Source organism: Myxococcus eversor, assembly GCF_010894455.1.
In the GTDB taxonomy this organism is placed as follows: Bacteria; Myxococcota; Myxococcia; order Myxococcales; family Myxococcaceae; genus Myxococcus; species Myxococcus eversor.
Window position 1 is genome coordinate 201,982 of record NZ_JAAIXY010000008.1, and the last position, 26,329, is coordinate 228,310.

The following is a 26,329-nucleotide window of genomic DNA, read 5'->3' on the forward strand; positions in this document are numbered from 1 at the left end:
TCCTCCCCGGGCCTGATGATTCCCTTCGTGGCTCAGTGCACGCGGGCGGGCGGCAGGTTGGACGGCACCAGGCCCACGGACTTGAGGCCCGCCGTCGGCGCGCACACCAGCGCCTTCAAGTCATCGGCGCGCCGGGTGAGGTCGTCGAACGTGCGCACCGACTTCGTCATCGGGTCCGTCACCGTGGTGCCTCGCAGGTAGGGCGACAGCGCCGACGTCGCACCTCTTGAGCGAGGGGCCACGTGGACGAACTCCGTCTGCGTCTCACCCGCGTGACAGCCGCTGCACGTGTTGAGGGAGAACTTGTGGCGCACCTCGTTCGACACGTTCGGCGCGCGCCAGAAGAAGTCCAGCGGCACCAGCGAGTGGGCCGCGAGGAACGGGAAGCCCCCGAAGGTGTCGGGCACCACGTGCCGTTCCGCGAGCACGTCCGCGCTGTTCTCCGTCAGGTAGGTGGCCAGCAGTTGCGTGTTCTCGAAGTGCATCGCGGGCGTCAGCTTCGTCGTCGCCGGCATCAGGCCGAGCGGCGAGAGGATGAACTCGCGCATCTCCCACGGCTCCGCGAGCTCGATTTCATTGGTGCGAATCTGGTTCAGCGCGCTGCCCTCGTGCCGACCCGTCATCACCCCCCGCTTCGAGAAGCGGTCCGTGAGTGCCTGGAGCTTCGCGTTGTAGCCCGCGTTTCCAACCTTCACCGTGCCCAGTTCATGCCAGTCCGTGGCCCAGCGCTGGATGGACTCCGGCGTGGTGCCGGGCAGGGCGTACTCCAGGATGACGGTGAACTCGAGCGGCACACCGCTCGGGTCCACCACGCCGTAGATGAAGCGTCCCTCTCCGGCCTGGATGCCCTGCTCGCGCAGGTCGATGCGGTTGATGATGGCCAGCAGCCGGAACGGCGCCGAGTTGAAGTCCAGCGGCGCCGACGGCCCGCCACTGCGCGCCTCCCACGGCCCCAGCACGCGCGTCTGCATCTCCGGGCGCGGGGGAATCTCCAGCCCGTTCACGTTCTGCTTCCCAAGCCACGTCTTCAGCCACGCACGCACCATCGGCGACGGGTCCTGTCCACCCGCCAGCTCGCGCATCACCGTGCCGAAGTGCCACGCGCCACCGGGCGCCGTGCGCACCGGGTCTTCGACGACGGACAGCGCCGTAATCATCAGCTCGCTCGGCTTGTCGATGGTGCACTGGTTGGTGGGCTGGCACACCGTGCGCGACTCGCAGCCGTTGGACGCCTTGCCGTCGCAGTCGTAGTAGCCCGGCGCGCAGGTGGTGCCGCACGTGGCCGCCACGCAGACGCCGTCCGCGTAGGGGCCGTCCTGGCAGGAGTTGCCGCAGGTGCCGCAGTGGTTGGGATTCGCCGTCAGGTCCACCTCGCAACCGTTGGAGGAGCGGCCGTCACAGTCCGCGGTGCCCGGCGGGCAGCGCAACTCATACGCGGGCCCTTCGGCGCACGTGGACACGTTGCCCGAGGCGTCCTTCGCTGAGAGGAACACCCGGTGGCTGCCTCCGGCGCTGAAGGGCGCGGTCGCGGTGAAGCGTCCCTCCGCGTCCGCCTGCACCGTGCGCGCGGGGGTTCCCGTGCACGCGACGTCGATGAAGATGGCCACGGTGGAGTGGGGCTCGGCGGTGCCCGTGACGACGAGCTGGCGGCCGCTGTTCAGGTACTGCCACTTCACGTCCGTGACGCGGGGCGGGGCCGGCGGGGTGCCGTCATTCTCGTACTCCATGGGATTGGAGCAGGGGGAAGGCGTGGAGTAGCCGCCCGAGTCCTTGGCTCGCGCGGACACGGTCACCTTCTCGTTCCTGGCCACATTGAACCGGGCGGAGAAGGAGCCGGCGCCATCCGTGGTCAGCGTCTGCTCCGCGATGCCCTGGCAGGTGGCGTTCTTGAAGAGCTCCACGGTGACGCGCGGCTCCGCGCGGCCGTTGAAGGTGGGCTGGAGGCTGCCACCGGGCGAGCCCGGGTTGGTGTTGAGCAGCACCGGGGCGAGCCGCGGTGTGCCGTCGCCGTAGGGGTAGTCCACGGTGGGGCTGCAGGGTGAGCCATTGCCGAGGTCGTCATAGGCGCGCGCGGAGTAGGTGGCTCCGGGCGTCGTCGGGACGTCGATGGGGACCTCGCAGTAGTTGTTGGAGCCCGCCACGGTGCTCGCGACTTCTTGTCCGTAGCAGTTCGGGCCCTCGTACACGCGCACGGTGGCGCCTGACTCGGTGTGGAGCGTGAGGCGGCGGAGCCTTCCGATTTCAGCCTGCGTCCAGGCGGGCGCGGGGGTCTCCGGAGGCGTGCGGTCCACTCGGACGGTGTTGCCGAGGCGGACGTTGTTGTCCTCGCGGGTCTCCGTGGCGACGCCGTCCGGGTCCACCCTGGCGCTCAGGAAGTAGCTGCCCTCGGGCACGGACCGTGCGCTCACCGAGGCGGAGACTTCCCGACATTCGCCGGAGCGGAGGGAGAGGCGGTTGCTGGTGGCCAGGAGGATTTCATTCGTCCCAGGACCCGAGGCGGGGGTGAGGAAGAAGGAGGCCTCCGTCGAGCCGGCGCCGCCGCCCTCATTGCAGAGGCGCGCCCGGACGCGCAGTTCTCCCGTGCCGAGGGCGGAAGGGCCGGAGACGGACTCCACCTGGAAGTCGGGGCCGCCGAACTCGGGGCCAGGCTCGGTGGGGTCGGGCCGGGGCTGGGTGGGGTCCTCATCCCAGTCGTCCCAGTCGGGACCCTGGGGCTCCACGATGCAGCCCGCAAGTGTTCCCGCGAGCGCGATTGCCCACCAACGACGCGCGTGCATGTGTGACGTGCCTCCGGGGGAGCCTGGGGGTCCGGCCGTACTAAGGGGATGGCTCCACCGTGCCCCTGGACGGAGGGCGGCGGGGTTTATTCACGGGCAGCACCAGGAACCCTCGCGAGGTGGGTTCCCATCGGGTGGGTCGCCCGGGGCCGGGTAGATTCGGTCCCATGGCTGGCTCTCCTCGTGTCCTTCTCCTCGCTGAACGCTTCCCGCCCGATATCGGAGGGCTTGCTCGCAGTGGCGCTCGCACTGCTGGCGCCCTGGCTCGACTGGGGGCTCGGGTGGACGTGCTCGCGTGGACGCGCACGGCGGCTCCAGGCGCTTTGAGCACGCTGGATGACGCGGGCGAGGTGACGCCGTTTGCTCGCGGTGTCACGTTGCATCGGCTGGGCCTGTTCGGAAGCAGCGACCTGTCGATGCAACACACGCTGGATGTGCTCGACTATCTGCACTCGAAGCGGCGCTATGACCTGGTATGGGGGCACTACCTGTCGCCGCCGGGATTCCTCGCCGTCGTGTTCGCTGCCTCGGTGGGGATTGCATCCACGGTGAGTGCTCGGGGCAATGACGTGGACCAGCACATGTTTCCTCCCGGGGATTTCGCTCGGCTCCTGTGGACGCTCCAGCGCGCGGATGTGCTCACCGCTGCTTCCGCCGACCTGGGTCGGAAGATGGGGTTGTTGCTCGGGAAGGATGCTCGGGTGGAGGTCATCCCCAACGCCGTCGACACCGAGGTGTTCTCACCGGGGCCCGCCGACCCGGTGCTGCGCGAGCGGCTCGGCATCGCTCCGGGTGAGGTGGTGCTCGGGTTCTCGGGGGAGCTGCGTCACAAGAAGGGACTGCCGTTCCTGCTCTCCGCGCTGTCGGAGGTGCGGCGGGCTCGGCCCGCGTGTCTGCTCGTCATCGGTGAGGTGCGTCCACGCGACGCGGAGCACCTCGTTGCCTACCGCGCGGAGCATCCCGAGGACGGTGCTCGCATCATCGTCTCCGGCGCGTTGGAGACACCCGAGGCCATCGCCGCGCACCTGCGCCTGTGCGATGTGTATCTCCAGCCGTCACTGTGGGAAGGGATGCCGAACGCGCTGCTGGAGGCGATGGCGTGTGCCTGCCCCGTCATCGCCAGTGACGCGGGTGGCATCCCCGAGGCCGTCGACCATCAGCGCAACGGATTCCTCGTGTCGAAGGCCCTGTTGAACCATCTGGGGCAGGCGTGTCTCGACGTGTTGTCGCTGTCGTCGGAGCACCGGGCGGCGATTGGCTCCGCCGCGCGCAGGCGCATCCTGGAGCGGTTTCAGTCCGATGCCGAGGCGGAGGTGCTGCGCCGCGTGCTGGCCCGCGCGGTGCCCAGAGTGGGCTGAGGGTTCGCGCGACGCTCGCCGCAGCTTCCCGAAGCGTGCGGACAGGTCACCCGTGTTCAGCCTCGCGCCTTCTCTTCAGTCCGAGCTGCTCCTCATAGGCCACCACCAGTGCCTCCCGCGCTCGGGTCCAGGTGAAGTCGCGCTCCACACGGGCGCGGGCCCTCGCGCTGAGCGAGGGTCCGAGTTCGGGACTGGCTCGCAGGTCTTTCACCGCCTCCGCGATGGCCTTCGGTGAGCCTGGCCTCACCAGCAACACCTCATCGGGCCTCGCGAGCGTCCGCACCACCGGCAGGTTCGACGCGATGACCGGTGTGCCCGACGCCATCGCCTCCAACAGCTTCAGCGGACAGCAGCCCTGCACGCAGTTGCGGTCATTCACCGGCAGCGGCACCAGCACCGCGTCGCATTCGTGATGCAGCGCCGCCAGCGCGTCTTGCGGCATCGCCTCGCGCAGCTCCACCGCTCCCTCCAACAGCAAATCGCCACACCGCTCCAGCATCGCCCTCCGCTGGTGCTTGCGCAGCGGCCCCACGAGCGTCAGCACCGCGGGCATCTCCGCTCGCAACAGCCGCAGCGCATCGATGGCGTGATGCACTCCCTGCCACGACGTCATCGTCCCGCTGTAGAGCAACCTCACCGGTCGCCCCGGCTCCATCGCGCGCGGCGGCGCATGACGAAACACCTCCAGCTCCACGCCGTTCCGAATCACCCGCACGCGTGACGCCTCCGCGCCCCGCTTCACCAGGTACTCCGCCGTCACCTCACTGGGGGTCACCAGCAGATCCGCGCTCGCGATGCACGCGTCCTCCTGCGCCACCAGCTTGAGCATCAGCTCCGCGTCCTCCGCCACGTCCGGGTGGTGATACTTCAGTTCAATCGATGGCAGCCCGTTCACCTCGAACACCAGCGCATCCGTCAGCGCTTGCTTCCTCCGCGCCACCGGATAGCCCTCGAAGATGGAGCGCACGTGGACCACCTTGGCCCGGGGTCTGTTCCGCCACCACGCCGCCAGATGCGTGCGGAACGACAACGCCTGCGCCACCAGGTCCCGCCCCCTCGCATCCAGCGGGTGATACGTCACTCCCTCCACGAGTGGATGCGGGGCCGCGCTCGCGGTGGGGCCCTCTCGCAGCGCCAGCAGGTCCACGTCCCCGAAGGCAGTACCCAGGGCCTCCACGAAGGCTCGGATGTGCACGGCGGCTCCCTTGGGAGCCGGAAAGCGGTCGAAAGAGGCGTAGATGATGCCGGACGCGGAAGCCACGCCCGCGTGGTATCGCGGCTCACCCGGCTCGGCAAACCGGACGGTTTGCCCCGCTCCTCGCCGACCCATACACTCCGCGCTCGTTCCTTGGCTCCGAAGGGGAGCTGCCGCCTTGGCCTTCGACATCGACCGCTTTCGTACGGAGAAGCGCTACAGCAACACCGCGCCCGTCTCCGAGCTGATGGAAGACCTGGGCGTCCTCGCGCGCTTCGACGTGGAGATGGATGTCGTCAAGCGCCGCTGGCAGCGGCGGGCCTTCATCGTGGGCGGCGTGGGCGCGGGCCTGTTCGTCCTGTCGAACGTCCTCGACTCCGAGCTCAACCCCACGTTGACGAGCGGCCTGCTGTTCGGGGGCATCGGCCTGCTCATCGTCATGGTCGTCCTCCTGTTCAAGGCCTTCCGGTTCGGCCGGAACGACCTGGAGGACCGCCGCTACCAACTGCCCACGCTGTTGCTGCGACGGCTGGGCCGTGACATCGCTCCCGAGGAGCCCGTGTCGCTGGAGTTGGACTTCCACGCCATCGACCACAAGGCCAAGTGGAAGGGCAAGGGCATGGCGGGCACGTGGAAGACGAATGAGTTCGAGGACCCGTGGCTGTCGCTCCAGGCCCGTCTGCGCGACGGCACGCACCTGCGCCTGGCGATGACCGAGTGGCTCCAGAAGCGCTCGCGCACCCGCCGCAGTCCCGGGGGCAAGTACAAGACGAAGCACAAGCAGAAGAGCGGCACGTACCTCCAGGCCCAGCTTCGCGTGAAGCCCGAGCGCCACCCCGGGCTCGCCCGACTCCAGAGCGCGGCCCGCTCGGCGGTGAAGCTCCCTCCGACGGTGGCGCTCACGAAGCTGGAGGTGTCCGACGACCGGCTCGGCCTGCGCGCCCGGATGGACTCCGACTGGGAGGCAGCCGAGTACGTGCAGCTTCCCTCACGAGATGCGACCCGCACGTGTCTCATGATGTTGCTGAGCCTCTACCAGGTGCTCAACTTCTCCACCTCCCAGCGCAAGCAACTCCCCGCGAGGGCCTCTCCATGACGTTCCGCTCGCTCCTGCTGAGCCTCCTCCTCACCGCCGCCTGCTCGCGTCCGTCGGGCTCCGAGGCTCCGTCCTCCCAGACACAGGCCGCCACCGCGGGCGACGAGGTCCCCCTCCCGGGCAAGCTCAAGTTCAAGGACGCCGACGACCGCGAGCGCTTCTCCCTCAAGCCCAAGGATGATGGCGCCAAGCTGGTGGACGGAGAGGACCGCGAGCTCGCCCGCTTCAAGTGGAAGGGCGCCGCCCTCAAGGTGTCCGGTCCGGATGACACGGCCCTGGGCTACGTCGTCGGCTCCGCGGGCGGCGCGCTCACCGTGAGGGACGGCGAGCAGCGGCAGGTGCTCTACACCCTCGCGCGACAGGGCTCCGGCTGGCGGCTCACCGACGCGAAGGGCGCGCTGCTCTACACCGTGTCCTCGGACAACGAGGGCGCGCGCATCGAAGATGCCTCCGGCACCGAGGTCGCCCGCGTGAAGGTGCGCGAGGGCAAGGTGTCCCTCCGCGAGCCCGGCGGCAAGACGCTGCTCGCCACCAAGTCGCTGGTACGCGCGGACGCGGCGGCGTGTCTCGCCTTCGAGAAGCTGGACCTGCCCTTCCGCGTGGCGCTGCTCCATCAAATCCAGACGCCGCCGTCCGAGTCCGCGCCATGAGTCCCTTCTCCACCGACGGCTGCGAGGTGAGCACGGGCTTCCTGTTCTCCCACCCGTGCGGCCTGCCCGCCGGCGCGCTGTGCCCGCGCTGCGGCAAGCGCGTCTGTGACGCGCACCTGACGAGTCAGGAGGACGCCCTCGTGTGCACGAGCTGCGCGGCCCTGGGCAGCGGCGACTCGGAGGACGACGGCTCGACGAACGAGGACTCGGACGACGCTAGCTCCTACTACACGGAATACGGCTACTACGGCTCGGGCTCCTCGTGGTCGCGGGGCGCCTCGAAGGACCCGCACGACTTCACCGAGGCCGACGGCGAGAGCCTGCGGCACGAGCAAGATGCCTCCTTCGAGGAGGACCTGGGCGGAAGCTGATGGGCGCGCGCTGGCTCATCTACGCGTTGGGCGGAGGCATGGGTCACTTCACCCGCGCCTGTGGACTCGCGCGCGTGGCGGCCCGACGGGGACACCGCGTCACCGTCGTGACGAACAGCGTCTTCGCTCCGGACGTCCCACTGGAGGACGTGCTGGGCGCGGGTGCCCACGTGCACCGGCTCAACCCGGACCTGGCCAAGGCCGCGGTGCGCGAGGCGGTGGAGTGCCTGCTCGACGGCGTGCGCCCCGAGGTCCTCGTGGTGGACACCTTCCCGCGGGGACTCGCGGGAGAGCTGGCGCCGCTGTTGCCCGGGCTGCGCATGGGCAAGGTGCTGGTGCACCGCGACTTGAATCCCACGTACGTGGAGCGCTTCAACGTCGCGGCGGCGGTGGAGGACTTCGACCTGCTGCTCGTCCCCGGTGAGGACGCGCCCTTCTCCCAGCACCCGCGCGCCGTGCGCACCGCGCCCTGGCTCCTCCTGGAGCGCGACGAGTGGCTCAGCCGTGCGCAGGCGAGACAGCAGCTCGGCGTGGACCCGGAGGATGCGCGGCCGCTGGTGGCGGTGATGGGGAGCGGCAACGCGGAGGAGGTGGCGGAGGCGGGCGCCATCGCCACGCGGCTCCAGGAGCGGCTCGGGGCTTCGGCGCCGGTGCGGTGGCTGGCACCTCCCGGGCCCTGGTTCCCCGTGCGGCCCTCGAAGTCCGGTGCGCCCACGCGCAACCTGCTCCAACCCGTGCGCGTGTGGCCGGCGCTGGCGGTGATGCCGGGGGTGGACATCCTGGTGGGCGCGGGCGGGTACAACACCGTGCAGGAGGCTCGCGTGACGGGCACTCCGCTGGTGGCCCTGGCGCGGGCCCGGCGCTACGACAGGCAGGCGGTGCGGCTGCGTCCGGAGGAGCTGGCCCGCACCGAGGCGGAGCTGATGGAGCGAGTCGTCGCGCTGGTGGGCCCTCGCGTCGCGCGCGCGCCGGAGACGTACTCCGGGGGTGCCAGGGACGCGGTGGCGCTCATCGAGCGCGCCGTGCTCAGTGCTTGAGGTCCTTGTGGCCCGGCGCCGGGTCGATGCCGTGCGCCATGATGAAGTGGTAGACGACCTGCGGGTCTTCCTTCGGCCCGCTCATCAACTCCACCAGGAAGTGGCCCTGCGTGCCCGAGTCCGGGTCCGGCGCCACATTCACCTCGGTGACTTCGCGGCCCGCCATCACCAGCTCGCCCACGAGCACCTTGCCCTTGAGGACCTGGATGATGTGCTGACGGTCCTCCTCCAAGAGCAGCCAGTGGAAGTCGTCGTGGTCATACAGCATCGCGTCGACGGAGCCGCACCGGAGGATGCATTGGGTGTGTTCCTGGAGCCAGCGCCAGAAACCATCGAACTTCAGGGTACGTACCGGCTGGGGGAGCATGTCCATGGTGGCCTCGCGCGCGGCCAGGGGAGCTCACGCTCGCCCGCCACGTCCGACCTTCCCTAGCACGATTGCCCTCTCCCGGCGCTGATGCCGTGCGGGGAACCCCCACCACGCCCGGTTGCTGTCCACCCGGTGAATCCCCATCGTCCTGTCCTTGTTCCTCCAGTCATGAAGGGGGCGTTGCATCCACACCCGCCCTCGGCTTCCGCGAGGTCCCAACCGTGAGCTTCCCCGCCCAGAGCCAGGTCCTTCGTGGCGTCCGCCCGACGCATCCGGAGGCGACATGAGTCTGCGCGCCTGGCTCGCCGCCATCATGGGTGGACTCGCCCTGCTGACGCTCGTGGCCGCCAGCGCGCTCATCGCCCTGACGAACGCGCAGAACCACTCGGCGAACACGCTCGGCAACTCCGTGGAGGGCCTCCACCTGGCGGAGGAGCTGGAGATCGACCTGCTCATCCACTTCCGGCTCAGCGGCGTGGCGGGCCCCGTGGAGGCGACGTCGACGCTCATCCGGGGAAGGACACTCGAGAGCATCGAGTCCTCGTTCCCCCGCCTGCTGGACGCCCTCAACAGGACGGCTTCCGGCTCCACCGAGCAGGGGCTCATCCGGGAGGTGGACAAGAACTTCGACGCCTACCTCGTCGCCCAGCGAGGGGCCGCCGAGCTGCCCCAGCGTCTGCGCGCGCAGCGGGCCATCCCCTCCCTGGACGCCGCGCTGGATTCGTTGGAGCGGCTGGTCCAGCTCAACGTGGAGGAAGCCCGGGCGGCACGGGAGTCCTCGGCGGACCTCAACCGGATGGGCAACGTCGTGGGGCTGGTGCTGTGCGGCCTGCTGCTGGTGGGACTGGTGACGGGCACCTTCCTCTTGCGCCGCATCGCGTGGCAGCCCCTGCGTGACATCAGCCAGGCCATGCGCCGCTTCGGCGCGGGCCGCAAGCGCACCCGCGCGCCGGTGGCGGGGCCCACGGAGCTGCGCGACATGGCGCGCACCTTCAACGAGATGGCCAACAGCCTCACGCACCAGCAGGAGCAGCAGCTCGCCTTCCTCGCCGGCGTGGCCCATGAGCTTCGCAATCCGCTGTCCGCGCTGAAGCTGTCCACCGCGCTCACCGAGCGCAGCCGCGCGCAGCTCACGCCGGAGCGCATGCAGCGCACGCTGGCGCTGGTGGGACGGCAGGTGGAGCGGTTGGACCGGATGGTGGGTGATTTGCTCGACTCCACCCGCATCGAGGCGGGCAAGCTGGAGCTGCGGCCGGAGGTGCGCGACGCTCGCGAGCTGGCGCGGGGCGTGGTGGAGCTGTACCGCTCCAGCGACGGCGGACACGTGTTGCAGCTCGACGTGCCGGAGACGCCGCTGCTGGTGCGCGGGGACCCGGACCGGCTGGAGCAGGTGATGGCCAACCTGGTCAGCAACGCGCTGAAGTACTCGCCCTCCGGCAGCCGCATTGACGTGGCGGTGCGCCGCGAGGTGGACGACGTGCTCCTCATCGTGAAGGACCAGGGCGTGGGCATCACCGAGGACGAGAAGAGCATGCTGTTCGCCCCCTTCCAGCGACTGGGGGATGCCCGGAGCAAGCGCGCCCCGGGCGTAGGGCTGGGGCTGTCCGTCGCCCGGCGCATCGTCGAGGCCCATGGCGGGCACATCGAGGTGGAGAGCACGCCCGGCGTGGGTTCGACGTTCTGCGTCCGGCTGGCCCTCGTCACCCCGGAGGCGGCGGGCGCCGCGGAGCATCCGGAGGCGGGGGCCGTGGTGCCTCCGGACGCCCTGCACTAGACGCAAAGCGTTGCGTCCCGTGCTTCCGTCGGAGTCTCTGGGTGCGCCAGCGAGGCGTCGGACGTACCTTCCGGGCTCCATGACAGGAGCCGCCTGGAACATGAAGATTTCGCGCCGAGTCGCGCCGCTCGCCATCCTGCTGTCCGTGGGGGGACTGGGGGCGTGTGCCTCCCGCCAACCGGCGCCCGAGGCCCAGGCCGCGAAGCCCGCCGCCCCCGCCTCTGTCGTCCAGTCCACGGAAGGCGGCTTCTCCGTCGCGCTGCCCGGGCCGGTGAGCCAGGAGCGCCGCTCCCAAGTGACGGATGTGGGCGAGGTGACACTCCACACGTTCATCGCCGTCCGTCCGGAGTCGGACACGGCGTACTACGTCTCGTACACGGACTTCCCCTCGGCGGCGGTGTCGCAGGCGAAGCCGAGCGACGTGGTGTCCCGCGCCAGCCTGGGTGCGCTGGAGGCCCTGGGCGCCACGGGCGTCTCCTCGAAGCCGCTGACGCTGGAGGGCTTCCCGGGCTGGGAGGTGGAGGGCGTCTCCGGGCCGCGCCGGCTGCGAGGCCGCTTCTACCTGGTGGGCCCGCGCCTCTATCAGCAGCTCCTCCTGCACCCGGAGGGCAAGCCGCCCCAGGACGCGGAGGGCTTCTTCGAGTCGTTCCGCCTGGACCCCCAGATGGCGGCCATGCTCTCGGGCGCGCAGCGCTCCTGAGCGCGGTGGGCCCGAGTGTCCTGGTGAGGGCGGGTGCGGTATGCCAGCCCCGCCATGAATCTCTCGGCCATCGACCTCAACCTGTTCCTCGTGCTGCACGCGGTGCTGGAGACGGGGAGCGCCACGGGCGCGGCACGGCAGCTCCACGTCACCCAGTCGGCGGTGAGCAACGCGCTGGCGCGGCTGCGGGAGTTGTTGGGAGACCCGCTCCTGGTGCGGCAGGGGAAGGGGCTGGTGCCCACGCCTCGCTGCGAGGAGTTGAGGCCGCTGCTCGTCAACGCGGTGGCGCAACTCCAGGTGGCCGTGGATGGCCAGCGCTTCCTGCCCGAGGAGAGCACGCGCCGCTTCACGCTGGCCTGCGGTGACAACCAGGACGTCTGCGACGTGCCCCGTGTCGTGGAGGCCTTCGCGCGCCGCATGCCACAGGCGCGGCTGCGCGTGGTGAGCATCGACTTCCTCGTCGCGTCGGATGGCATGGCGACAGGCGAGGTGGACGTCGCGCTGGGGCCTCGGCTGGTGGCCACGCGGGAGGGCTTCTGCGTGGAGGACCTCTACCTGGAGGATGTGGCCTTCGTCGTCCGCGAGGACCACCCGCTCATCCACGGGACGGTGCTGACGCGGGAGGCGTTCAACGCCTGCAAGCACATCGACATCGTCATCACCCAGGGCCGCCCGGGCGTGGGGCGCTCCATGTTCGAGCGGTTCCGCAAGGAGAACGGCCTGGAGTACAGCTCGGCGCTCGCCGTCTCCCACTTCATCGCCGCGGGCATGGCCGCCACGCGCACCGACTACATCGCGGGCATGCCGGGACGCACCGCGGACGTCCTGTGCGCCATGCTGCCCTTGAAGCGCCTGCAGTTCGTGCCCGCGCCTCAGCCCATGACGATGTCGCTCATGTGGCACACCCGCACGGACGCGGACCCCGGCTCGCGCTACTTCCGGCAGTTGCTGCTGGACGTGTTGAAGGACATGCCGCCGGCTCGCACAGAGGCGCGCGCGAAGACCCCATCGTCAGGGTCCTCGCGCCGCGCCCGGAGCCGCTGACACCCGCTGGACCCGGTGGTCCAGGGGCGTTCAGCGTGCTCGCCGCTCACCTCGTCACGGGGAGGCGACGGGGGCGTCCTCCGGGATTTCACCGAAGCCGCCGGACTCGAAGTCGTGAATGGCCTGCAGCACTTCGCGCTGGCTGTTCATGACGAACGGGCCCAGATGGACGATGGGCTCGCGGAGGGGCTCACCCGCGAGGATGATGACGTGCGTGTCCGTGTCGGCACGCAGGGACAGGAACTCGCCGTCGTTGGCGAAGAGGGCGAGCTCCCCCTCGGTGGCCGTCTCTCCGCCGGACGACACGCGACCGGAGGCGATGAGGACGATGGCGTTGTGGTGCTTCGGCAGCGGAACCTGGAGGTCCGTCCCCGCGCTCAGCCGCACGTCGAGCAGGGAGATGGGCGTGAAGGTCCGCGCGGGGCCCTGGGTGTCGTTGAAGCCGCCCGCGATGACTCGCACCGTGCCGCCCTCGACGGGGACGGTGGGAATCTGGGTCGCGGTGATGGGCTGGTAGCCCGGCGCGGCCCGCTTGTGAGCGCGGGGCAGGTTCACCCAGATTTGAAGCATCTCGAAGACGCCACCGCGTCGGGAGAAGGCATGCTCATGGTACTCCTCGTGGAGGATGCCGGACGCCGCCGTCATCCATTGCACGTCGCCCGGGCCGATGACGCCCGAGTGGCCCGCGTTGTCGCGATGCGCGACGTTGCCTTCGAACGCGAGGGTGACGGTTTCGAAGCCGCGATGCGGATGCCAGCCGACGCCCCGCTGCCCCTTCGCGAGGGCAGGGTAGTGATGCGGAGGATGGTGGTCCAGGAGCAGGAAGGGGCTGACGCGCTCCTGCGAAACGCCGCCACTGGGGACGAGTGTCTTGACGCGGAAGCCGTCACCGACCCAGTGGAAGGGCCCGCCGCCGTGGACGCTCTCGAGCGTCCGCGCACGGGGAAGCGCGTGGGGAACGATGGGGGGAGTGAGTGTCTGGGTCGTGGTGCTCATGACACAGAACGTAAGGGCCAGGGCGGGTGTGTAAATCGCTCCCGCACATGATGCTTAGCATCACGTCGTGTGATGGTCCGCGAGCGCGAGCTGGCAGAGCGAGGTGAGCCGGTTGGAGGCCCACGTCGCCACCGGGCCCAGCGGCGTGCCCTTGCGGCGCACCAGGGCGAGGGGCCGTTGGGGCGGAGGCCCGCCCTCATAGGCGGCGAGCCGCAGCCGCACCAGCCTCCCCGCCGCCAGGTCCTCGCTCACCAGGTGCTCGGGCTCGTGGCCCCAGCCGAGCCCACCGAGGATGAGGGCATGTTTCGTCATCAGGTCCGCGACGCGCCAGCTTTTCGCCGAGAAGACGCCCCGGTCCGCCGTGCCCGCCTTTCCAGTGGGCAGACGCTCACTGAGGACGAGCTGGGTGGTGGTGGCGAGGTGCTCGTCGGTGATGACGCCCTTCACTTTCGCGAGAGGGTGTGACGGCGCGGCGACGGGGAGCATGCGCAGGAGCGCGATGGGGCGCTGCTCCAGGCCGGTGAGGTCCAGGTCCGCGCCCGCGATTCCGAGCGTGGCCTTGCGCTCGCGCAGGCGCTCCGTCACGGCGGAGAGCAGCTCCACCTCCAGCGTCAGTTCCACCTCCGGGTGTGCCTCCGCCAGCTCCTTCACGAAGGACAGCAGCGCGGGCGTGGGGAACATGGCGTCGACGACGAGCGCGAGCTGGGTCTCCTCGCCGCTCTTGAGGCGGCCGACGACGGTCTGGAACGTCGCGAGGTCGTCATGCAGTCGCCGCGCGGCGGCGACCACGGCCTCGCCCTTCATCGTCAGGCGGGGGACGCGGCTGCTGCGGTCGAAGAGGCGCAGGCCGAGCTGCTTCTCCAGACGCTGCATGGCCTGACTGACGGCGGGTTGTCCCTGGCCCAGGCGCCGGGCCGCCGCGGAGAAGCTGCCCTCCTCGGCCACCGCGCGGAGCGTCCGGAGCTGGTCGATGGTGACGCTGTCGAGCACCTGGCGACTGCATCACATCGACGCGGGCGTTGCACGCGTGGCGGGCCTTGCCCTACTTGCGCGCGGACAACCAGGAGACGATGAGCGAACTCAGCGTCGCGGCGGCGGTGCTCTCCGAGATGGCGCCCCGGAGCATGTCGCGGGAAATCGCCTCCGCCGCGCCGATGATGCCCACGCAGCGCTGCCGCAGGGTCTCCTTCGGCAGCTCGCAGTAGGGCGCGAGCGTGTCCCGATAGAAGTCCACGTAGTTGTCCAACACGCCTTGATAGAAGTTCTCCATCTGCCCGTCGCCCTTGAGCGCGGCGGTGATGGCGTGCTGCTCGGGGCCGAGCGTCACATAGCAGTTCATGTACGCGCCGCTCATCACCCTGGCGACGTCCTCCAGCTTGCGCCGCGTGCGCTGGAGCGCCTCCTCGAGCTGGGTGACCTGCTTCGCGTCGAGGCGCTCATACAGCGCCATCAACAGCCCGGCGCGCGACTGGAAGTGCTCGTAGGGGATGGGCTTGCTGACGCCCGCGCGCTCGGCGAGGTGACCGAGCGTCAGCGCGTCCGTGCCCTCCTGCCTCACCACCGCCATCGCCACGTCGAGCAACTGCTCGCGTCGCTGGGCCTTGGGAAGCTTCTTGGCGGTGGGCTCACTCATGGGACGTCGCGACGGCACCCTTGGGGCTTAGTCGCCTCGACGCGGACGCGCAACCGGACCCCCACCGCGTCGAAATCGTGGCGAACCTACTTTTGGTAACTTACTTTAAGTAGGGTCAACGCAGCGCCATTTCCGCCGGCCCGCCGGCACCTTCAACCACTGCCCCATGGGGCAGGGGAGCGCACCCGTCATGTCTTCGAACACTCGGAAACCCGTCCTCATCGTTGGTGGCTCGGGCGTCGTCGGCTCCCAGGCCGCCAAGGCCTTGCGCCGGCTGCAACCGGACCTGCCGCTCACGATTGGCGGCCGGGATTTGGCCCGCGCGCAGGCCGTGGCCCGCGAGGTCGGCCTCGCCGACGCGGCGACGGTGGACCTGTCCCGGCCTGACTTGGGCCAGCCCGCGAGCCGCGCCTACAGCGCCGTCGTCCTGTTCGTGAAGGACGACACGCTGAACTCGCTGCGGTACGCGCAGATGCACGGGCTGCCGTACCTGGGCATCTCCACGGCCTTGTTCGAGGTCGCTCCCGAGGTCGCCCTCCACATGCATCAGCCCACGCGCTCGCCCATCTTCCTGGGCAGCAGCTGGCTGGTGGGCGCCGCCACGCTGCCCGTGCTCCAGTTCGCTCGGGAGTTCCGCGCGCTGGAGTCCATCGCCATCGGCGCCGTGCTCGACGAGCAGGACGTGGGCGGGGCCGCCGCGTACGTGGACCTGGAGCGGCAGAAGGCCGCGCCCAACAACCTCATCCTGGAGAACGGACAGTGGCGCTGGGTGGGCGGGGCCGAGGCGCTGCGCACCTTCCGCGACACCGAGGGGAATGACCTCCAGGGCCAGGCGTACTCGCTGATGGACGCCCCGAGCCTCGCCGCCGCGACGCAGGCGAAGTCCATCCGCTTCGATGTCGCCATCGGCACCTCCGCGCCGCGCCGCCGTGGCGAGCCCTTCTCCACCGAAATCATCTTCGAGCTGGAAGGCACGCTGCACGACGGAACCCGGGCGCGCGTGCGTCACGAGCTGATGCACCCGGAGGGGCAGGCACCGATGACGGCGGTGGGTGTCGCCGTGGGCGTCGAGCGGTTGCTCGGGCTCGCGGGAGGCGCGCCCGTCGCACCGGGCCTCTACCTCCCCCATGTCCTCATCGAGCCGGAGTACCTGCTGCGCCGACTCCAGGAGTCCGGCACCCGGCTTCGTCGCGCGTGATGTCCCTGCTTCTTCTCCTCACAGGAGTCCCAACATGAACGCATCGAACCTGAAGCCCGTCCTCGTCATCGGTGGCTCCGGCGTCGTCGGACGCCGCGCCGTGAAGGCCCTGCGCGAACTGCACCCGGAGCTGGCCCTCCGAATCGGAGGACGTGATGTGAACAAGGCCGCGACGCTCGCGCGGGAGCTGGGCCACGCGGAGGCCGTGCGCATCGACCTGGAGCGCGAGGACCTGGGGCTGCCACCGGACGCCGCCTTCAGCGCGGTGGTGGTGCTGCTCAAGGACGACTCACTGCGCTCGATGAAGTACGCGCAGGCGAAAGGTGTCCCGTACGTCTCCTTCTCCGACTTCGTCTTCGACATCGGCCCGGCGGTGGCCCTCCACATCCAGCACCCCACCGCCGCGCCGGTGCTCTTCCTGGGGCACTTCCTGGGCGGCACCGTGGCCCTGGCCACCCTCCAGTTCGCGCGCGAATTGAAGAAGGTCCACGCCATCCAGATTGGCGCCGTCTTCGACGAGGAGGACGTGGGAGGTCCGGCGGCCAGCGGAGACATGGCGCGCCTGACGAAGGGCGTGCCCAGCCCGCTGATTCGCAAGGACGGGAAGTTCCTCTGGGCCACCGCGGAGGAGGACGTGACGCGGACCTTCCAAGGCGCGGACGGCACGCAGTGGCAGGGCCGCGCCTATCCCCTGCTGGACGTGGCCACCCTCGCGGCGGTGACGGACGCGAGCACGGTGCGGCTCGACTTCGCGCTTCGGGCCGCATCCAGCCGGAAACCCGGCCAGGGACCGGGCCACGAGGTCGTCATCGAGCTGACCGGTGAGTCGCCGGAAGGGACGATGAAGCATGTCCGTTACACGCTCGTTGATGGGGATGTTCACTCGGGGCTGAGTGGACGGGGCGTGGCGCTCGCGGTGGAACGGCTGGTGGGACTCGTGGGCGCCGCGCCCGTTGGACCTGGAATTTTTTCACCTGAATGCGTGTTAGACTCGGCCCACGTCATCGAGCGCCTGAAGGCGTGGGGTACACGGATTCAACGTGCGTGACGTGGGGGGATGACCCGCGCTCCAGCGTGGGACGACTCCGGAGGAGGGGCTCTTACGCCGTGCCAGGAGGCTGTCAGCCCTGGCGCGGATACTCGCGATTGGCGCCTTGCTCCGCACCCAGAGGGAACCTCATCCCATGACGAGCCCGCTGTCCGCCGCACCCGTGTCGCTTCCGCCGCATTCCGCACCGCCTCCCACACGTGTCGCAGCCGAGAAGTTCGAGCTTTCCCGGTTCGAGGGCGTTCTCGCGGACAAGACGAACCCCGTTTCGAATCCGAGCGCTCCTCAGGAGGTCGCCTCCGTGGGCGTGGTGCCTCCGGTGGCGAAGATGGATGGGACGGTGCTCAACGGCATCTCCCGCTTCGTGCAGGAGCTGGAGCAGGGCCAGCGCGTGATGGACCACCTCATCCGGTCCGCGTCCTCCGGCTCGCGCTACTCCAACGCGGAGCTGCTGTCGCTCCAGGCATCCATGTACCGCTACGCGCAGGTGTTGGACCTGGTGAGCCGCATCGTGGAGAAGGGCACCAACGGGCTGAAGGACGTCCTCAAGACGCAGGTGTAGCTACCCCGTCTTGCGACGCCGGCTCGCGGTTGGGGGAGGGGGCTCCTCTTCCAGCCGCGCGCTCAGCGCCTCGCGGACGGCGAGGACGCGGGCCTTCAAGTCCCGCAGCTCCTCCACGTCGAGCCCCGACGCCTCCAGGATGGACACGGGCACGCACTCCGCCTTCGAGCGCAGCGCGCGGCCCGGGGTCGTCAGCCGGATGCGCACCTGGCGCTCGTCCAGCATGTCCCGCTCACGCTTGACGAGGCCCGCCGCCTCCAGCCGCTTGAGCAGCGGCGTCAGCGTCCCCGAGTCGAGGAGCAACCGCTCCCCCAGCGCCTTCACCGTGACGTCGTCCTCCTCCCACAGCACCATCATCGCCAGGTACTGGGGATAGGTGAGGCCCAGCTCCTCCAAGAGCGGCCGGTACGTCCGGTTGAGCAGGTGCACCGTCGAATAGAGGGTGAAGCACAGCTGCTCGTCGAGGTGGAGCGCGTCGACACGCTTCTTGGGCTGGGGCATGGCGGTTCCTGCCTGCAACATGCGGCCCAGGTCCATTGCGCGCAATGGAATCGTGCTTCAGGTCTTTCCAGGAGGGCGCGAGCGGCGCAGCCAGTAGGGCACGTGCTCCAGGAGGGCGTGCCCGTCGAAGGGCTTGAGCAGGGTGTCGAGCACTGCGGGGTGGTGGACCCATCGGGATGTCAGGGCCACCACCGTCAGTCCAGCCCAGGCGGGGTGGCGGGTGATGCGCTCCAGGAAGGCGCGCCCGTCCATGCGAGGCATTTCCATGTCCAGAAGCACCAGCGAAGGCCGCCCGTGCACCTCCAGCCAGGTGAGCGCCTCCAGTCCATCCTTCGCGACCGCGCTGGGATAGCCCGCGCTCGTGAGGACGTCGACAACGGACGCTCGCAGGTCCGCGTCATCCTCCACGACGAGCAAGGTTCCTTCGGAGGCTCCTGGCATGAGAGGTCATCTCCCTAGGTCAGGGTGGGTTTGAGGTACAGGGAACATCTGCCGGTTCGCACCGGCAGAAGAGGTCCTCAGGTCTCCTCGAACATGGCCTGGAGCACCCTCCAGGCGAGTTTCACTTCCTGGCCAGAGAGGCCGGAGAGGAAGTCGCAGATCTCCGCCACTTCTTCAGTGCGCTCCTGCTCGAAGCCGTTGAAGAGCGTCTTGAGCGACACGTCCAGGCCTGTCGTCAGCTTGCCGAGCGTATCCAGCGACGGAGAGAACGCTCCGCGCTCGATGCGGCGGATGGCATCCACGGAGAGGTCGCACCGCTCCGCGAGGGCCTCCTGCGTGAGCGTCCGGTTGACGCGAAGCTCGCGCACATGACCGCCGAATTTGCGATGGAACCTCGTCCAGTTCGCTACCTTGTTCTTCGCTTTCTCCATATTGGGTGACGGGTAATCTGGGGACGCCTTGGCCCAAGTGAAGTGAAGGTGTTGGCGGTTGGACCCTGGATTTCGCACGTTCGCCAACTCGGAGGCCCTGTGTGTCGCAGGGTTGCGCGAAACCAGGTGGCAAGGTGCGAGCGTGTCTCCGCCCGGCGCTCCCCCGAGGAGCAAGGAGGCTGGCGCGCCGGGAAAATGCGCGGGCGGAAGAGTTCGTCTACGCTGCACGCCGCATGACGCATTCGGAAGTCGGGTGGGGTGGACGGCGGGCCGTATTCCACGTCCTGGCCTGCTGTGGCCTCTTGGCCGCCTGTGAAATTGGTTCCGAGGTCCGCCCGCTCACCGCTGCTCGGGAGCCTGTCCCGGTGCCTCCGGCGGCGGTGGCGCGAGCGCTCGCGCCCGCCCCACGGCGGGTGGCGCCAGAGCCCACGGAGCGCACGCGCGCGACGCAGGCGCTGGCGGTGAAGCTGGGGGCGCTCGGGGCGAAGGTGGATGACCCATGCGTGGCGCCCGGGGGCTCGGGCTGTGAGCGCACCGCGCTGGCGCCCTTCTTCGAGTCGCTGGACGCGCTGTCCGCGGGCACGGCGACGGGGCCCACCGTCATCGAGGCCTTCGGCAACTCGCTCATCGCGGGGGACCGAATCGTGGACATCCTCCGAGATGATTTGGGTGCGGGCTTCGGCGCCGCGGGCCGGGGCGTGCTGCTGGTGGACCGGATGGCGCCCTACGGCGGGCGCGGACGCACCGGCTACAGCAAGGGCGGGTGGGAGCCCCGCACGCTGGGCGAGCTGCGCAAGCCCCCGCACCCGTTCGGAATCACGGGCGTGTACCACGTGGCCACCGTCGCCCGGGCGCGCAGCCGCTTCAAGCTGGAGGGCGAGCCGCGCGGCACCCTGTGGTGGCTGGACGTCCCGAAGGGCGGCGCGCTCACCGTGCTGAGTGGAGACACGGTGCTGGCGCGGACGGCGCCCGCGGGGAGTGGCGAGTCGAAGGCCACGCGCTTCGAGCTGCCTCCGGGCACGACGTCGGTGGACATCGTCGCCGAGGCGAAGGGCGCGGTGGTGCAGGGCGTGGTGTTGCAGCAGGCTCGGCCCGGCATCGTCCTGGACATGCTCGGGGTGCCGTCCGCGGACGCGAGCCTCTATGCGCGGCTGGATGACGCGGCGCTGCGCTCGCAGCTTTCGGAGCGCGAGCCCCGGCTGCTGGTCTTCTTCCTGGGCGGCAACGAGTCCAAGCGCCTGGAGTGGAAGCGCACGGACTTGGAGACGCTGCGCACGGACCTGGGCGCGCTTTTGCGTCGCGCGCGAGTGGCCGCGCCGAACAGCGCCTGTCTGGTGGTGGGGCCCATGGACGCGGTGCGCGACTCGAAGGACCAGGGCAAGGCCTTCACGCAGCGCCCCTTCCTGGAGGCCGTCGTCGACGCGGAGCGCGAGGTGACGCAGGCGGAGGGGTGCGCCTTCTTCAACCTCTACGAAGCCATGGGCGGCAAGGGCGCGCTGTCGCGCTTCCACCAGTCCGGCTTCATGCACGAGGACCTGGTGCACCCGCGTGGCCGGGGGCTGGATGTGCTGGGGCACCTGGTGACGGACGCGCTGCTGCGCGCCTGGGTGGAGACGCCGCCCGCCTCCCGCCGCGTGGCCTCGCTGGCGCCCGCCGCTGGAAGCCCTCCCACTTCGACCGTGGAGGCCGCGCCATGATGACGCAGAGGTGGCTCTTCGCCGCGCTGTGGTTGCTCGCGACTCCCGCGCTGTCCGCGCCGCGCCTCACGCCGGTGTGCGAGCCCGTCAACGCGGAGGCCGTCGACGGTCCTCGCGAGTTCGCTCCCGAGGTGACGCGGGCGCTGGACGCCATCGTCCGCGCGGAGCTGTCGCAGGGGCCCGTCGCGGGGCTGACGGTGGGTGTCACGCGCGGGGCCCAGCGCTGGGTGTGTGGCTATGGCTTGCGGGACATGGCCAAACGCCTGCCCGCGACGCCGCGCACGACGTACCGCATGGCGTCCGTCACCAAGTCCTTCACCGCCGTGGCCGTGTTGCAGTTGGTGGAGCAGGGGAAGTTGGATTTGGACGCGGACATCCACACGCTGGTGCCGGGCTACCCGGCGAAGCAGTGGACCGTCACGGTGAAGGATTTGCTGGGACACCTGAGCGGGGTGCCCACGTATGACGGGGTGGCCTCCAGCAACAACGTGAAGCCGGTGAGCACGCTCGAGGCCATCTCCGCCTTCTCCGAGAAGCCGTTGGCCTTCGAGCCGCGCACCCGCTACCTGTACAGCACCTGGGGCTACAACCTGCTGGGCGCGGCGGTGGAGGCCGCGTCGGGGAAGTCCTACCGCGACTACCTGCGCGAGCATGTCTTCCAGCCCTCGGGGATGGAGCACGCGGACCTGGACGTCACCGCGACGCGCGACGAGCACCAGGCGGTGGGCTACCGCGTGAAGGACGGCGTGCTGAAGCCCTCGCGCTTCCTGGATGTGTCCAGCCGCTTCGGTGGCGGTGGGACGCGGGCCACGGTGGGGGACATGCTCGGCTTTGGCCGCGCGGTGCTGGCCCACCGGCTGGTGACGCGCGACACCATGGGGAAGATGCAGGCCTCCATGGCCACGAGCGACGGGCGCCTCACGGACTACGGCATGGGCTTCGCCACCTATCCCCTGCGCGGCCACTACCTGGTGGCGCACGCGGGAGGGCAACCGGAGACGACGACGCTGCTGGTGATGTTCCCCGCCGAGGACACGGTGATTGCGCTGGCCACCAACATCGAGGGCGAGGCGAAGCGGCTGCGGCGCCTGTCCATCCGGTTGATGGAGGGCGTGCTGGAGGGTGGCGTCACGCGCAGGGACGCGCACTTCACGGACCCGGTGGACTCGGTGGTGTACGAGGGCCTGGGCCGCATCGCCAGCTATGGCCTGGCGTACCACCTGTGGGCCACGCGCGGACCGGGCACGCTGCCGCCGGACGAGGACCTCCCGGGCGCCTTTGCTCGCGTGTCGGAGTTGTTGGACCGCAAGCGCATCGGCAAGGACGGGAAGGGAGCGCTGGAGCGCATCCGCAGCGGGCATGACCCGAAGCTGGGCTCCGTCTTCATCCGCGTGGGTGCGCAGATGGCGCGCACGTTGGAGAAGGCCCACGGTCCGGAGCGGCTGCTGGCGTACCCGGCGGAGGGGCCGCTGTCGTTCTTCGCGGACTACCTGGCGGCGTGTGAGGCGCAGGGCGTGCCGGACACGGAGCGCTTCGGCGAGCCGCTGCGCGCGGATTTGCTGCGCTTCGTCGCGGGGTGGAAGCGCGCGGAGGTTCCGGCGCTGCTGCGCCTGCGGCTGGACGAGGAGCAGAACCCGGAGCCGCACTGGCCCACGCTGAAGAAGGCGGCGGCGCTGTCGCCGGACGTGCGGCCGGACTACTCGGATGAGCTGCTGCGCATCGCGGAGGGCTTCGCCTGGCGCAAGCAGGCCGTGAATCGCGTGCGCTGGCTGGAGCGGGCGGTGGAGCTTCAGCCCAGGAGCGTGGACGCGCGGTGGGCGCTGTCCCAGGCGCTGCTCACGGTGAAGCGGGACGGAGAGGTGCTGGCGCACCTTCAGGAGGCCCTGGCGACGCCGCAGGGCGCGGTGTCCCTGGCGCCGATGTCGTTCATCAAGCGTGTGGTGATGGACTCGGAGGCGCCGCCGCGCGTGGGGTTGGGCCTGCTGCGCGCGGGCGTGGCGCTGCACCCGGAGTCGCCCGAGCTGTGGGACGCGCTGGCGAAGCGGGAGAAGGCCCAGGGCCACAAGGCGGAGGCGAAGGCGGCCCTGCGGCAGGCCCGTCGCGCGCGAGAGGCCCGTCCGGAGCCGTCCTCGTCCGAGCCGCCGGCCAACCGGGCGGGCGTGGACCGTGGCTCGGGCCCCGTGCCGGATGACCACGGGCTCGTGCGTCCGCGTCAGACGCTGTGAGCCGAGGCCCTTCGGGAGGACTGTGCGAGGATGCCTCGCGTGTCCGGCATCCCGTGTCCCTTCTGTCAGGCCCCCTTCGCACCCGGCGCTCGGCGCTGCGCGGCGTGTGGCGCTTCCCTCCTGGTCGCTCCGCCTTCCGACTCGCAGGTGGCCGTCTGTGCCATCCATCCGGAGTGGATGAGCTTTCATGCGTGCACGCGCTGCGGCGCGTTCGCGTGCTCGGAGTGTCTGCGCGAGGGGCCTCACGGCGAGCGGGCCTGCGCGCGATGCCATGAGCGCTCGCCGTACTCGCCGCTCGCGTGGGACCAGCGCGCGGAGCTGGGCTGGGCGAAGGCGTTCTGGACGACGTGCGTCGATGTGATGCTGCGTCCGGGAGCGACCTTCGGCCGGATGTCACCAGAGGGGAGCGTGGGCAGCTCGCTCTTCTTCGCGCTGCTCACGGCGCTCGCCGGCTACTTCGTCACCACGCTCCTCTACTTCGCCGTCCTGCTGGTGGTTCCCTACGAGAACCTCGCGTCCCGAGGGCTGGACGAGCCGGGCCCCGGCTTCTTCCGGGGCGCCGTCGTGTTCTTCTTCTTCCTCTGGATGGTGTTGATGCCCCTCTTCAGCGTGGGCATCACCGTGGTGGCGTCCGCGCTGGACCATCTGGTGCTGCGGATGGCGGGCGCGCCGAGCACGTTCACCGCGACGCTGCGCGGACATGCCCTGTCCCAGGGCGTCTACCTGATAGGCCTGGTGCCCTTCTGCGGCATGTATGTGATGCCCTTCTGGAGCGCCGGCGCGCGGGTGGCCGCGTACCAGAAGCTGTATCGCGTGGGCTGGGGGCAGGCGGCGTTCGGCGCGCTGTTCGTGCCCGTCGTCACCTGCTGCCTGGGCGTGGGTGGCTACGCCGCGATGATGGCGACCCTGATGAGGTCTCCGTAGGCTCAGTGCTTCGGGTCCGCGTCCGGCGGGGACTCGTGCCGGTCATCGTGTCCCTGGGCGAGGTGGCGTTGTCGGGCGCGCGCGTGCACGCGCTTGAACTGCTGGGTCAGCTCCGCGAGCTCCTCCTCGGTGGCGTCCTCCAGGTCCGTGAATTCATCGTGCGCGTGCTTCTGCGCGCGGATGAGCTCGTCGAGCTTGAGGTGGATGGCCTTCGCGTCCCGGTTCTGCGTGGCCTGGATGACGAACACCATCAGGAACGTGATGATGGTCGTCGAGGTGTTGATGACGAGCTGCCAGGTGTCGCTGAAGTGGAACAGCGGCCCCGACACCGCCCAGAGCAGGACGACGGACACGGCGACAAGCAGGGCCTGGACGGAGCCCACGCGCTCGGAGACGCCCTGGGCGAACTTGTGGAAGCGCTCATGCATCCCCGGAAGGATGGGCATGAGCGCGAGGGTCGGCTCGGTTGTCTGGACGCTGCCCGAGCGCCTGCTCGCCCTGCGGCCGGACGCTACTGCCCGGCGGACGTCCCCGAGGACGGGAGGGCGGCGGTGACGGTGCGCTGCTTGGGCCAGAAGCGCGCGCCATGCACGCCGTCGAGCTGGGCCAGGCGCTTCTTGCTCCGCGCGTCGTAGATGCGCGCGCTGTGGTCCGACGCCACGAGCAGCAGGGCTCCCCGCACGCGCAGCTCCACCACCGACGTGGGCTCCAGCGACAGGGCCTCCGGCTCGGAGAGGCGATCATTCGCCTCCCAGCGCAGCGGTGGCATCAGCACCGGCAGCTCGCGCGCCGCCCGCCATGCGTACAGCGGGCCACCGTGCGTCTCCAGCGCGACCCAGGCGCCGTACTCGGTGTGGCCCTTGTCCTTCACCACCGCGTCCAGGCGCGCCGCCTCGCTGTCCTCGGTCAGCTCCGTCGCCGCGGGCGCATCCGGGTCCGCGCCGAACGTCGAGGACACCAACTGGCTCGCGGTGGCCAGCGCCGTCGTGCCCGGTGCGTCCTCCCTCTCGTACACCGTCGCCACGGATTCGATTCGCTTCCACGTCTCGCCCTCGCGGCGGTACGCGTGAGCAAGACCCGCCGGGCTGCCCTCCGTCTCCTCCGGCACCGGCAGCCGGCGGCCGTCCACGACGAAGACCTCCTCGCCGCGCTCCTCCTTGCGCGTCAGCCCCTCCAACTGGGACACGAGCGCGACGACACGGCCTTGTGCGTCAAAGCCAAGTGAGTCCGTATGGCCCTCGTCTGGGAGTGCGAGCGGCGTGAGGGCCTGAGGGGCGTCGAAGTCCACCTTCCAGGCGCGGGGCGGCAGGGTGCCGTTGCCCCGGTCCACCAGTGCGCCCTGCTTGCCGTCCGGGCTCCAGGCCAGGCCCAGGCGCTCGCAGGGGGCATCCACGGTGGCCAGGGCCTTGCGTATGCCCGTGGGGTCCTGGCGTATCCAGGTACAGCCGGAAGGAGCGGCGTCCTGCAGGAGCGAGAGCGCGAACGAGGGCGCGGGCTCCGCGGAGGGAGGGGGCGCCGGAGTCGCGGGCGCGGGGTCCTGTGACTTCTTGCAGGCACCCCCGAGCAGCAGGGTTCCGAGGAAGAACGCGGGGCCAAGGCGGCGGAGCATGAGGCTCTCCGGTGCGGGTTCTCACCCACCATCGCAGAACGCCGGGAGTGGGAGGAAGTCACCCCAGGAGTACATGGCCGGAACTTTCAGATAGCCCACGCGAGGCTGGGTGCCATCCAACCCGCCTGGCACCCCGAGGTGCTCTGTCGAGAACACTCGCTCGGGGTGCGCCGCGTGCGTGCGGCTCAGACGAGCCAGCCGCTCTCGTCGAGGAAGAGGGCCTCGTTGAAAGCGTCTTCGTCCTTCTTCTCGCGCTTCTCGCGCGCGGGAGGCGTGTCCGCGAAGTAGAGGCTGCGGCCGTCCTTGACGACGTGCAGCACGCGCAGGTCCTCGCGGGCGCGAGGTGTCACGACGAGCGGGTTGCCGGAGAGGACGACGAAGTTGGCGCGCTGGCCCGGGGCGAGGGTGCCCTGGGGTTCCGGCTCCTCCTCTTCCGCGTTGCTGTTGTTGTTCGACAGCTTGTCGACGACGGCGGGAATCACCGTGCCGCCCTGGAGGGGGACGACTTCCGTGTCGGGGCCGCGGAGCGCGAGGATTTCAGCACGGGTGCCCACGGCGAGGATGTGGCCGTCCTGGAGGGCCAGCGCCTCGGCGGTGGGCTGATGCTCGTTCATGGTGAGCAGGGTTCCGCCCTCGAAGATGCGGTCGGCGAATCGGGAAGGGTTCATGGCCTTCGCTCCGGGGGACACGCG

General features: G+C 70.1%; 26 protein-coding genes. 14 read left to right on the forward strand and 12 right to left on the reverse strand.

Annotated elements, in window-relative coordinates; genetic code table 11:
• Positions 1-32: 32 nt before the first annotated feature.
• On the reverse strand, positions 33-2,777 hold the full coding sequence (locus G4D83_RS18165; RefSeq protein WP_163866031.1) for a CARDB domain-containing protein: 2,745 nt from the start codon (positions 2,775-2,777) through the stop codon (positions 33-35).
• A gap of 167 nt (positions 2,778-2,944) precedes the next feature.
• Here G4D83_RS18165 and G4D83_RS18170 point away from each other — a divergent pair, with 167 nt between their 5' ends.
• Entirely contained in the window at positions 2,945-4,135 is a 1,191-nt protein-coding gene (locus G4D83_RS18170; RefSeq protein WP_163866032.1) for a glycosyltransferase, read from the forward strand.
• A gap of 46 nt (positions 4,136-4,181) precedes the next feature.
• Here the strand turns inward: G4D83_RS18170 and G4D83_RS18175 are convergent, their stop codons facing one another.
• On the reverse strand, positions 4,182-5,396 hold the full coding sequence (locus G4D83_RS18175; protein ID WP_240356395.1) for a glycosyltransferase family 4 protein: 1,215 nt from the start codon (positions 5,394-5,396) through the stop codon (positions 4,182-4,184).
• 112 nt (positions 5,397-5,508) lie between these two features.
• Between G4D83_RS18175 and G4D83_RS18180 the strand changes: the two genes are divergently transcribed.
• Genes G4D83_RS18180 through G4D83_RS18195 form a run of 4 tightly spaced genes read left to right on the forward strand, consistent with a single transcriptional unit; the run spans position 5,509 to position 8,484 of the window.
• Complete coding sequence (locus G4D83_RS18180; protein ID WP_163866034.1) at positions 5,509-6,426, forward strand: hypothetical protein; 918 nt, start codon at positions 5,509-5,511, stop codon at positions 6,424-6,426.
• Positions 6,423-7,076 carry a hypothetical protein gene (locus tag G4D83_RS18185; protein WP_163866035.1) on the forward strand — a complete coding sequence of 218 codons (654 nt, stop codon included), beginning with the start codon at positions 6,423-6,425 and terminating at the stop codon, positions 7,074-7,076. Before G4D83_RS18180 ends, G4D83_RS18185 begins: the two co-directional genes overlap by 4 nt.
• A complete protein-coding gene (locus G4D83_RS18190; RefSeq protein ID WP_163866036.1) occupies positions 7,073-7,447 on the forward strand; it encodes an FYVE zinc finger domain-containing protein in 375 nt (124 codons plus the stop codon). Before G4D83_RS18185 ends, G4D83_RS18190 begins: the two co-directional genes overlap by 4 nt.
• Positions 7,447-8,484, forward strand: a complete 1,038-nt coding sequence (locus G4D83_RS18195) for a hypothetical protein (RefSeq protein WP_163866037.1) — start codon at positions 7,447-7,449, stop codon at positions 8,482-8,484. Before G4D83_RS18190 ends, G4D83_RS18195 begins: the two co-directional genes overlap by 1 nt.
• Here G4D83_RS18195 and G4D83_RS18200 read toward each other — a convergent pair.
• Positions 8,474-8,857 (reverse strand): serine/threonine protein kinase, encoded by a 384-nt coding sequence (locus tag G4D83_RS18200; protein WP_163866038.1) that lies wholly within the window; start codon positions 8,855-8,857, stop codon positions 8,474-8,476. The genes G4D83_RS18195 and G4D83_RS18200 overlap by 11 nt on opposite strands.
• Positions 8,858-9,137: 280 nt before the next feature.
• On the opposite strand from G4D83_RS18200, the gene G4D83_RS18205 reads away from it, so the two are divergent.
• The 3 genes from G4D83_RS18205 (at position 9,138) to G4D83_RS18215 (ending at position 12,372) form a co-directional block, all read left to right on the forward strand.
• Complete coding sequence (locus G4D83_RS18205; protein WP_163866039.1) at positions 9,138-10,628, forward strand: sensor histidine kinase; 1,491 nt, start codon at positions 9,138-9,140, stop codon at positions 10,626-10,628.
• A 100-nt stretch (positions 10,629-10,728) separates the two neighbouring features.
• Positions 10,729-11,328 (forward strand): hypothetical protein, encoded by a 600-nt coding sequence (locus G4D83_RS18210; RefSeq protein ID WP_163866040.1) that lies wholly within the window; start codon positions 10,729-10,731, stop codon positions 11,326-11,328.
• A 54-nt stretch (positions 11,329-11,382) separates the two neighbouring features.
• Positions 11,383-12,372 carry a LysR family transcriptional regulator gene (locus tag G4D83_RS18215; RefSeq protein ID WP_163866041.1) on the forward strand — a complete coding sequence of 330 codons (990 nt, stop codon included), beginning with the start codon at positions 11,383-11,385 and terminating at the stop codon, positions 12,370-12,372.
• Between the two features lie 54 nt (positions 12,373-12,426).
• Here the strand turns inward: G4D83_RS18215 and G4D83_RS18220 are convergent, their stop codons facing one another.
• From G4D83_RS18220 to G4D83_RS18230, 3 genes are read right to left on the reverse strand one after another with little or no spacing between them, the layout of a single operon-like run.
• A complete protein-coding gene (locus G4D83_RS18220; RefSeq protein WP_163866042.1) occupies positions 12,427-13,368 on the reverse strand; it encodes a pirin family protein in 942 nt (313 codons plus the stop codon).
• A 60-nt stretch (positions 13,369-13,428) separates the two neighbouring features.
• On the reverse strand, positions 13,429-14,358 hold the full coding sequence (locus G4D83_RS18225; RefSeq protein WP_163866043.1) for a LysR family transcriptional regulator: 930 nt from the start codon (positions 14,356-14,358) through the stop codon (positions 13,429-13,431).
• Between the two features lie 52 nt (positions 14,359-14,410).
• Positions 14,411-15,001, reverse strand: coding sequence for a TetR/AcrR family transcriptional regulator (locus tag G4D83_RS18230; RefSeq protein ID WP_163866044.1), 591 nt, complete (start codon positions 14,999-15,001; stop codon positions 14,411-14,413).
• A gap of 190 nt (positions 15,002-15,191) precedes the next feature.
• Between G4D83_RS18230 and G4D83_RS18235 the strand changes: the two genes are divergently transcribed.
• The 3 genes from G4D83_RS18235 to G4D83_RS18245 all read left to right on the forward strand — a co-directional run bounded on the left by G4D83_RS18235 (position 15,192) and on the right by G4D83_RS18245 (position 17,809).
• Positions 15,192-16,199, forward strand: a complete 1,008-nt coding sequence (locus G4D83_RS18235) for an SDR family oxidoreductase (protein WP_163866045.1) — start codon at positions 15,192-15,194, stop codon at positions 16,197-16,199.
• A 34-nt stretch (positions 16,200-16,233) separates the two neighbouring features.
• Positions 16,234-17,247, forward strand: coding sequence for an SDR family oxidoreductase (locus G4D83_RS18240; protein ID WP_163866046.1), 1,014 nt, complete (start codon positions 16,234-16,236; stop codon positions 17,245-17,247).
• A 136-nt stretch (positions 17,248-17,383) separates the two neighbouring features.
• A complete protein-coding gene (locus G4D83_RS18245) occupies positions 17,384-17,809 on the forward strand; it encodes an ATP-dependent helicase HrpB (RefSeq protein ID WP_163866047.1) in 426 nt (141 codons plus the stop codon).
• Here G4D83_RS18245 and G4D83_RS18250 read toward each other — a convergent pair whose 3' ends face one another.
• The 3 genes from G4D83_RS18250 to G4D83_RS18260 all read right to left on the reverse strand — a co-directional run bounded on the left by G4D83_RS18250 (position 17,810) and on the right by G4D83_RS18260 (position 19,119).
• Positions 17,810-18,310: a MarR family winged helix-turn-helix transcriptional regulator gene (locus G4D83_RS18250; RefSeq protein ID WP_163866048.1), complete on the reverse strand. Its 501-nt coding sequence runs from the start codon at positions 18,308-18,310 to the stop codon at positions 17,810-17,812.
• Between the two features lie 57 nt (positions 18,311-18,367).
• Positions 18,368-18,751: a response regulator gene (locus G4D83_RS18255; RefSeq protein WP_163866049.1), complete on the reverse strand. Its 384-nt coding sequence runs from the start codon at positions 18,749-18,751 to the stop codon at positions 18,368-18,370.
• A gap of 77 nt (positions 18,752-18,828) precedes the next feature.
• Entirely contained in the window at positions 18,829-19,119 is a 291-nt protein-coding gene (locus G4D83_RS18260; RefSeq protein ID WP_240356396.1) for a helix-turn-helix domain-containing protein, read from the reverse strand.
• A 428-nt stretch (positions 19,120-19,547) separates the two neighbouring features.
• Between G4D83_RS18260 and G4D83_RS18265 the strand changes: the two genes are divergently transcribed.
• Genes G4D83_RS18265 through G4D83_RS18275 form a run of 3 tightly spaced genes read left to right on the forward strand, consistent with a single transcriptional unit; the run spans position 19,548 to position 24,028 of the window.
• Positions 19,548-20,879 carry an SGNH/GDSL hydrolase family protein gene (locus tag G4D83_RS18265; RefSeq protein ID WP_240356397.1) on the forward strand — a complete coding sequence of 444 codons (1,332 nt, stop codon included), beginning with the start codon at positions 19,548-19,550 and terminating at the stop codon, positions 20,877-20,879.
• Positions 20,876-23,104, forward strand: a complete 2,229-nt coding sequence (locus G4D83_RS18270; protein ID WP_163866052.1) for a serine hydrolase domain-containing protein — start codon at positions 20,876-20,878, stop codon at positions 23,102-23,104. Before G4D83_RS18265 ends, G4D83_RS18270 begins: the two co-directional genes overlap by 4 nt.
• Before the next feature lie 30 nt (positions 23,105-23,134).
• Positions 23,135-24,028, forward strand: coding sequence for a YIP1 family protein (locus tag G4D83_RS18275; protein WP_163866053.1), 894 nt, complete (start codon positions 23,135-23,137; stop codon positions 24,026-24,028).
• A gap of 2 nt (positions 24,029-24,030) precedes the next feature.
• On the opposite strand, the gene G4D83_RS18280 is transcribed toward G4D83_RS18275, so the two are convergent.
• The 3 genes from G4D83_RS18280 to G4D83_RS18290 all read right to left on the reverse strand — a co-directional run bounded on the left by G4D83_RS18280 (position 24,031) and on the right by G4D83_RS18290 (position 26,305).
• A complete protein-coding gene (locus tag G4D83_RS18280) occupies positions 24,031-24,474 on the reverse strand; it encodes a low affinity iron permease family protein (RefSeq protein ID WP_240356398.1) in 444 nt (147 codons plus the stop codon).
• Between the two features lie 65 nt (positions 24,475-24,539).
• Positions 24,540-25,637 (reverse strand): hypothetical protein, encoded by a 1,098-nt coding sequence (locus G4D83_RS18285; RefSeq protein WP_163866054.1) that lies wholly within the window; start codon positions 25,635-25,637, stop codon positions 24,540-24,542.
• A 185-nt stretch (positions 25,638-25,822) separates the two neighbouring features.
• A complete protein-coding gene (locus G4D83_RS18290; protein ID WP_163866055.1) occupies positions 25,823-26,305 on the reverse strand; it encodes an amidohydrolase family protein in 483 nt (160 codons plus the stop codon).
• Positions 26,306-26,329 lie beyond the last annotated feature (24 nt).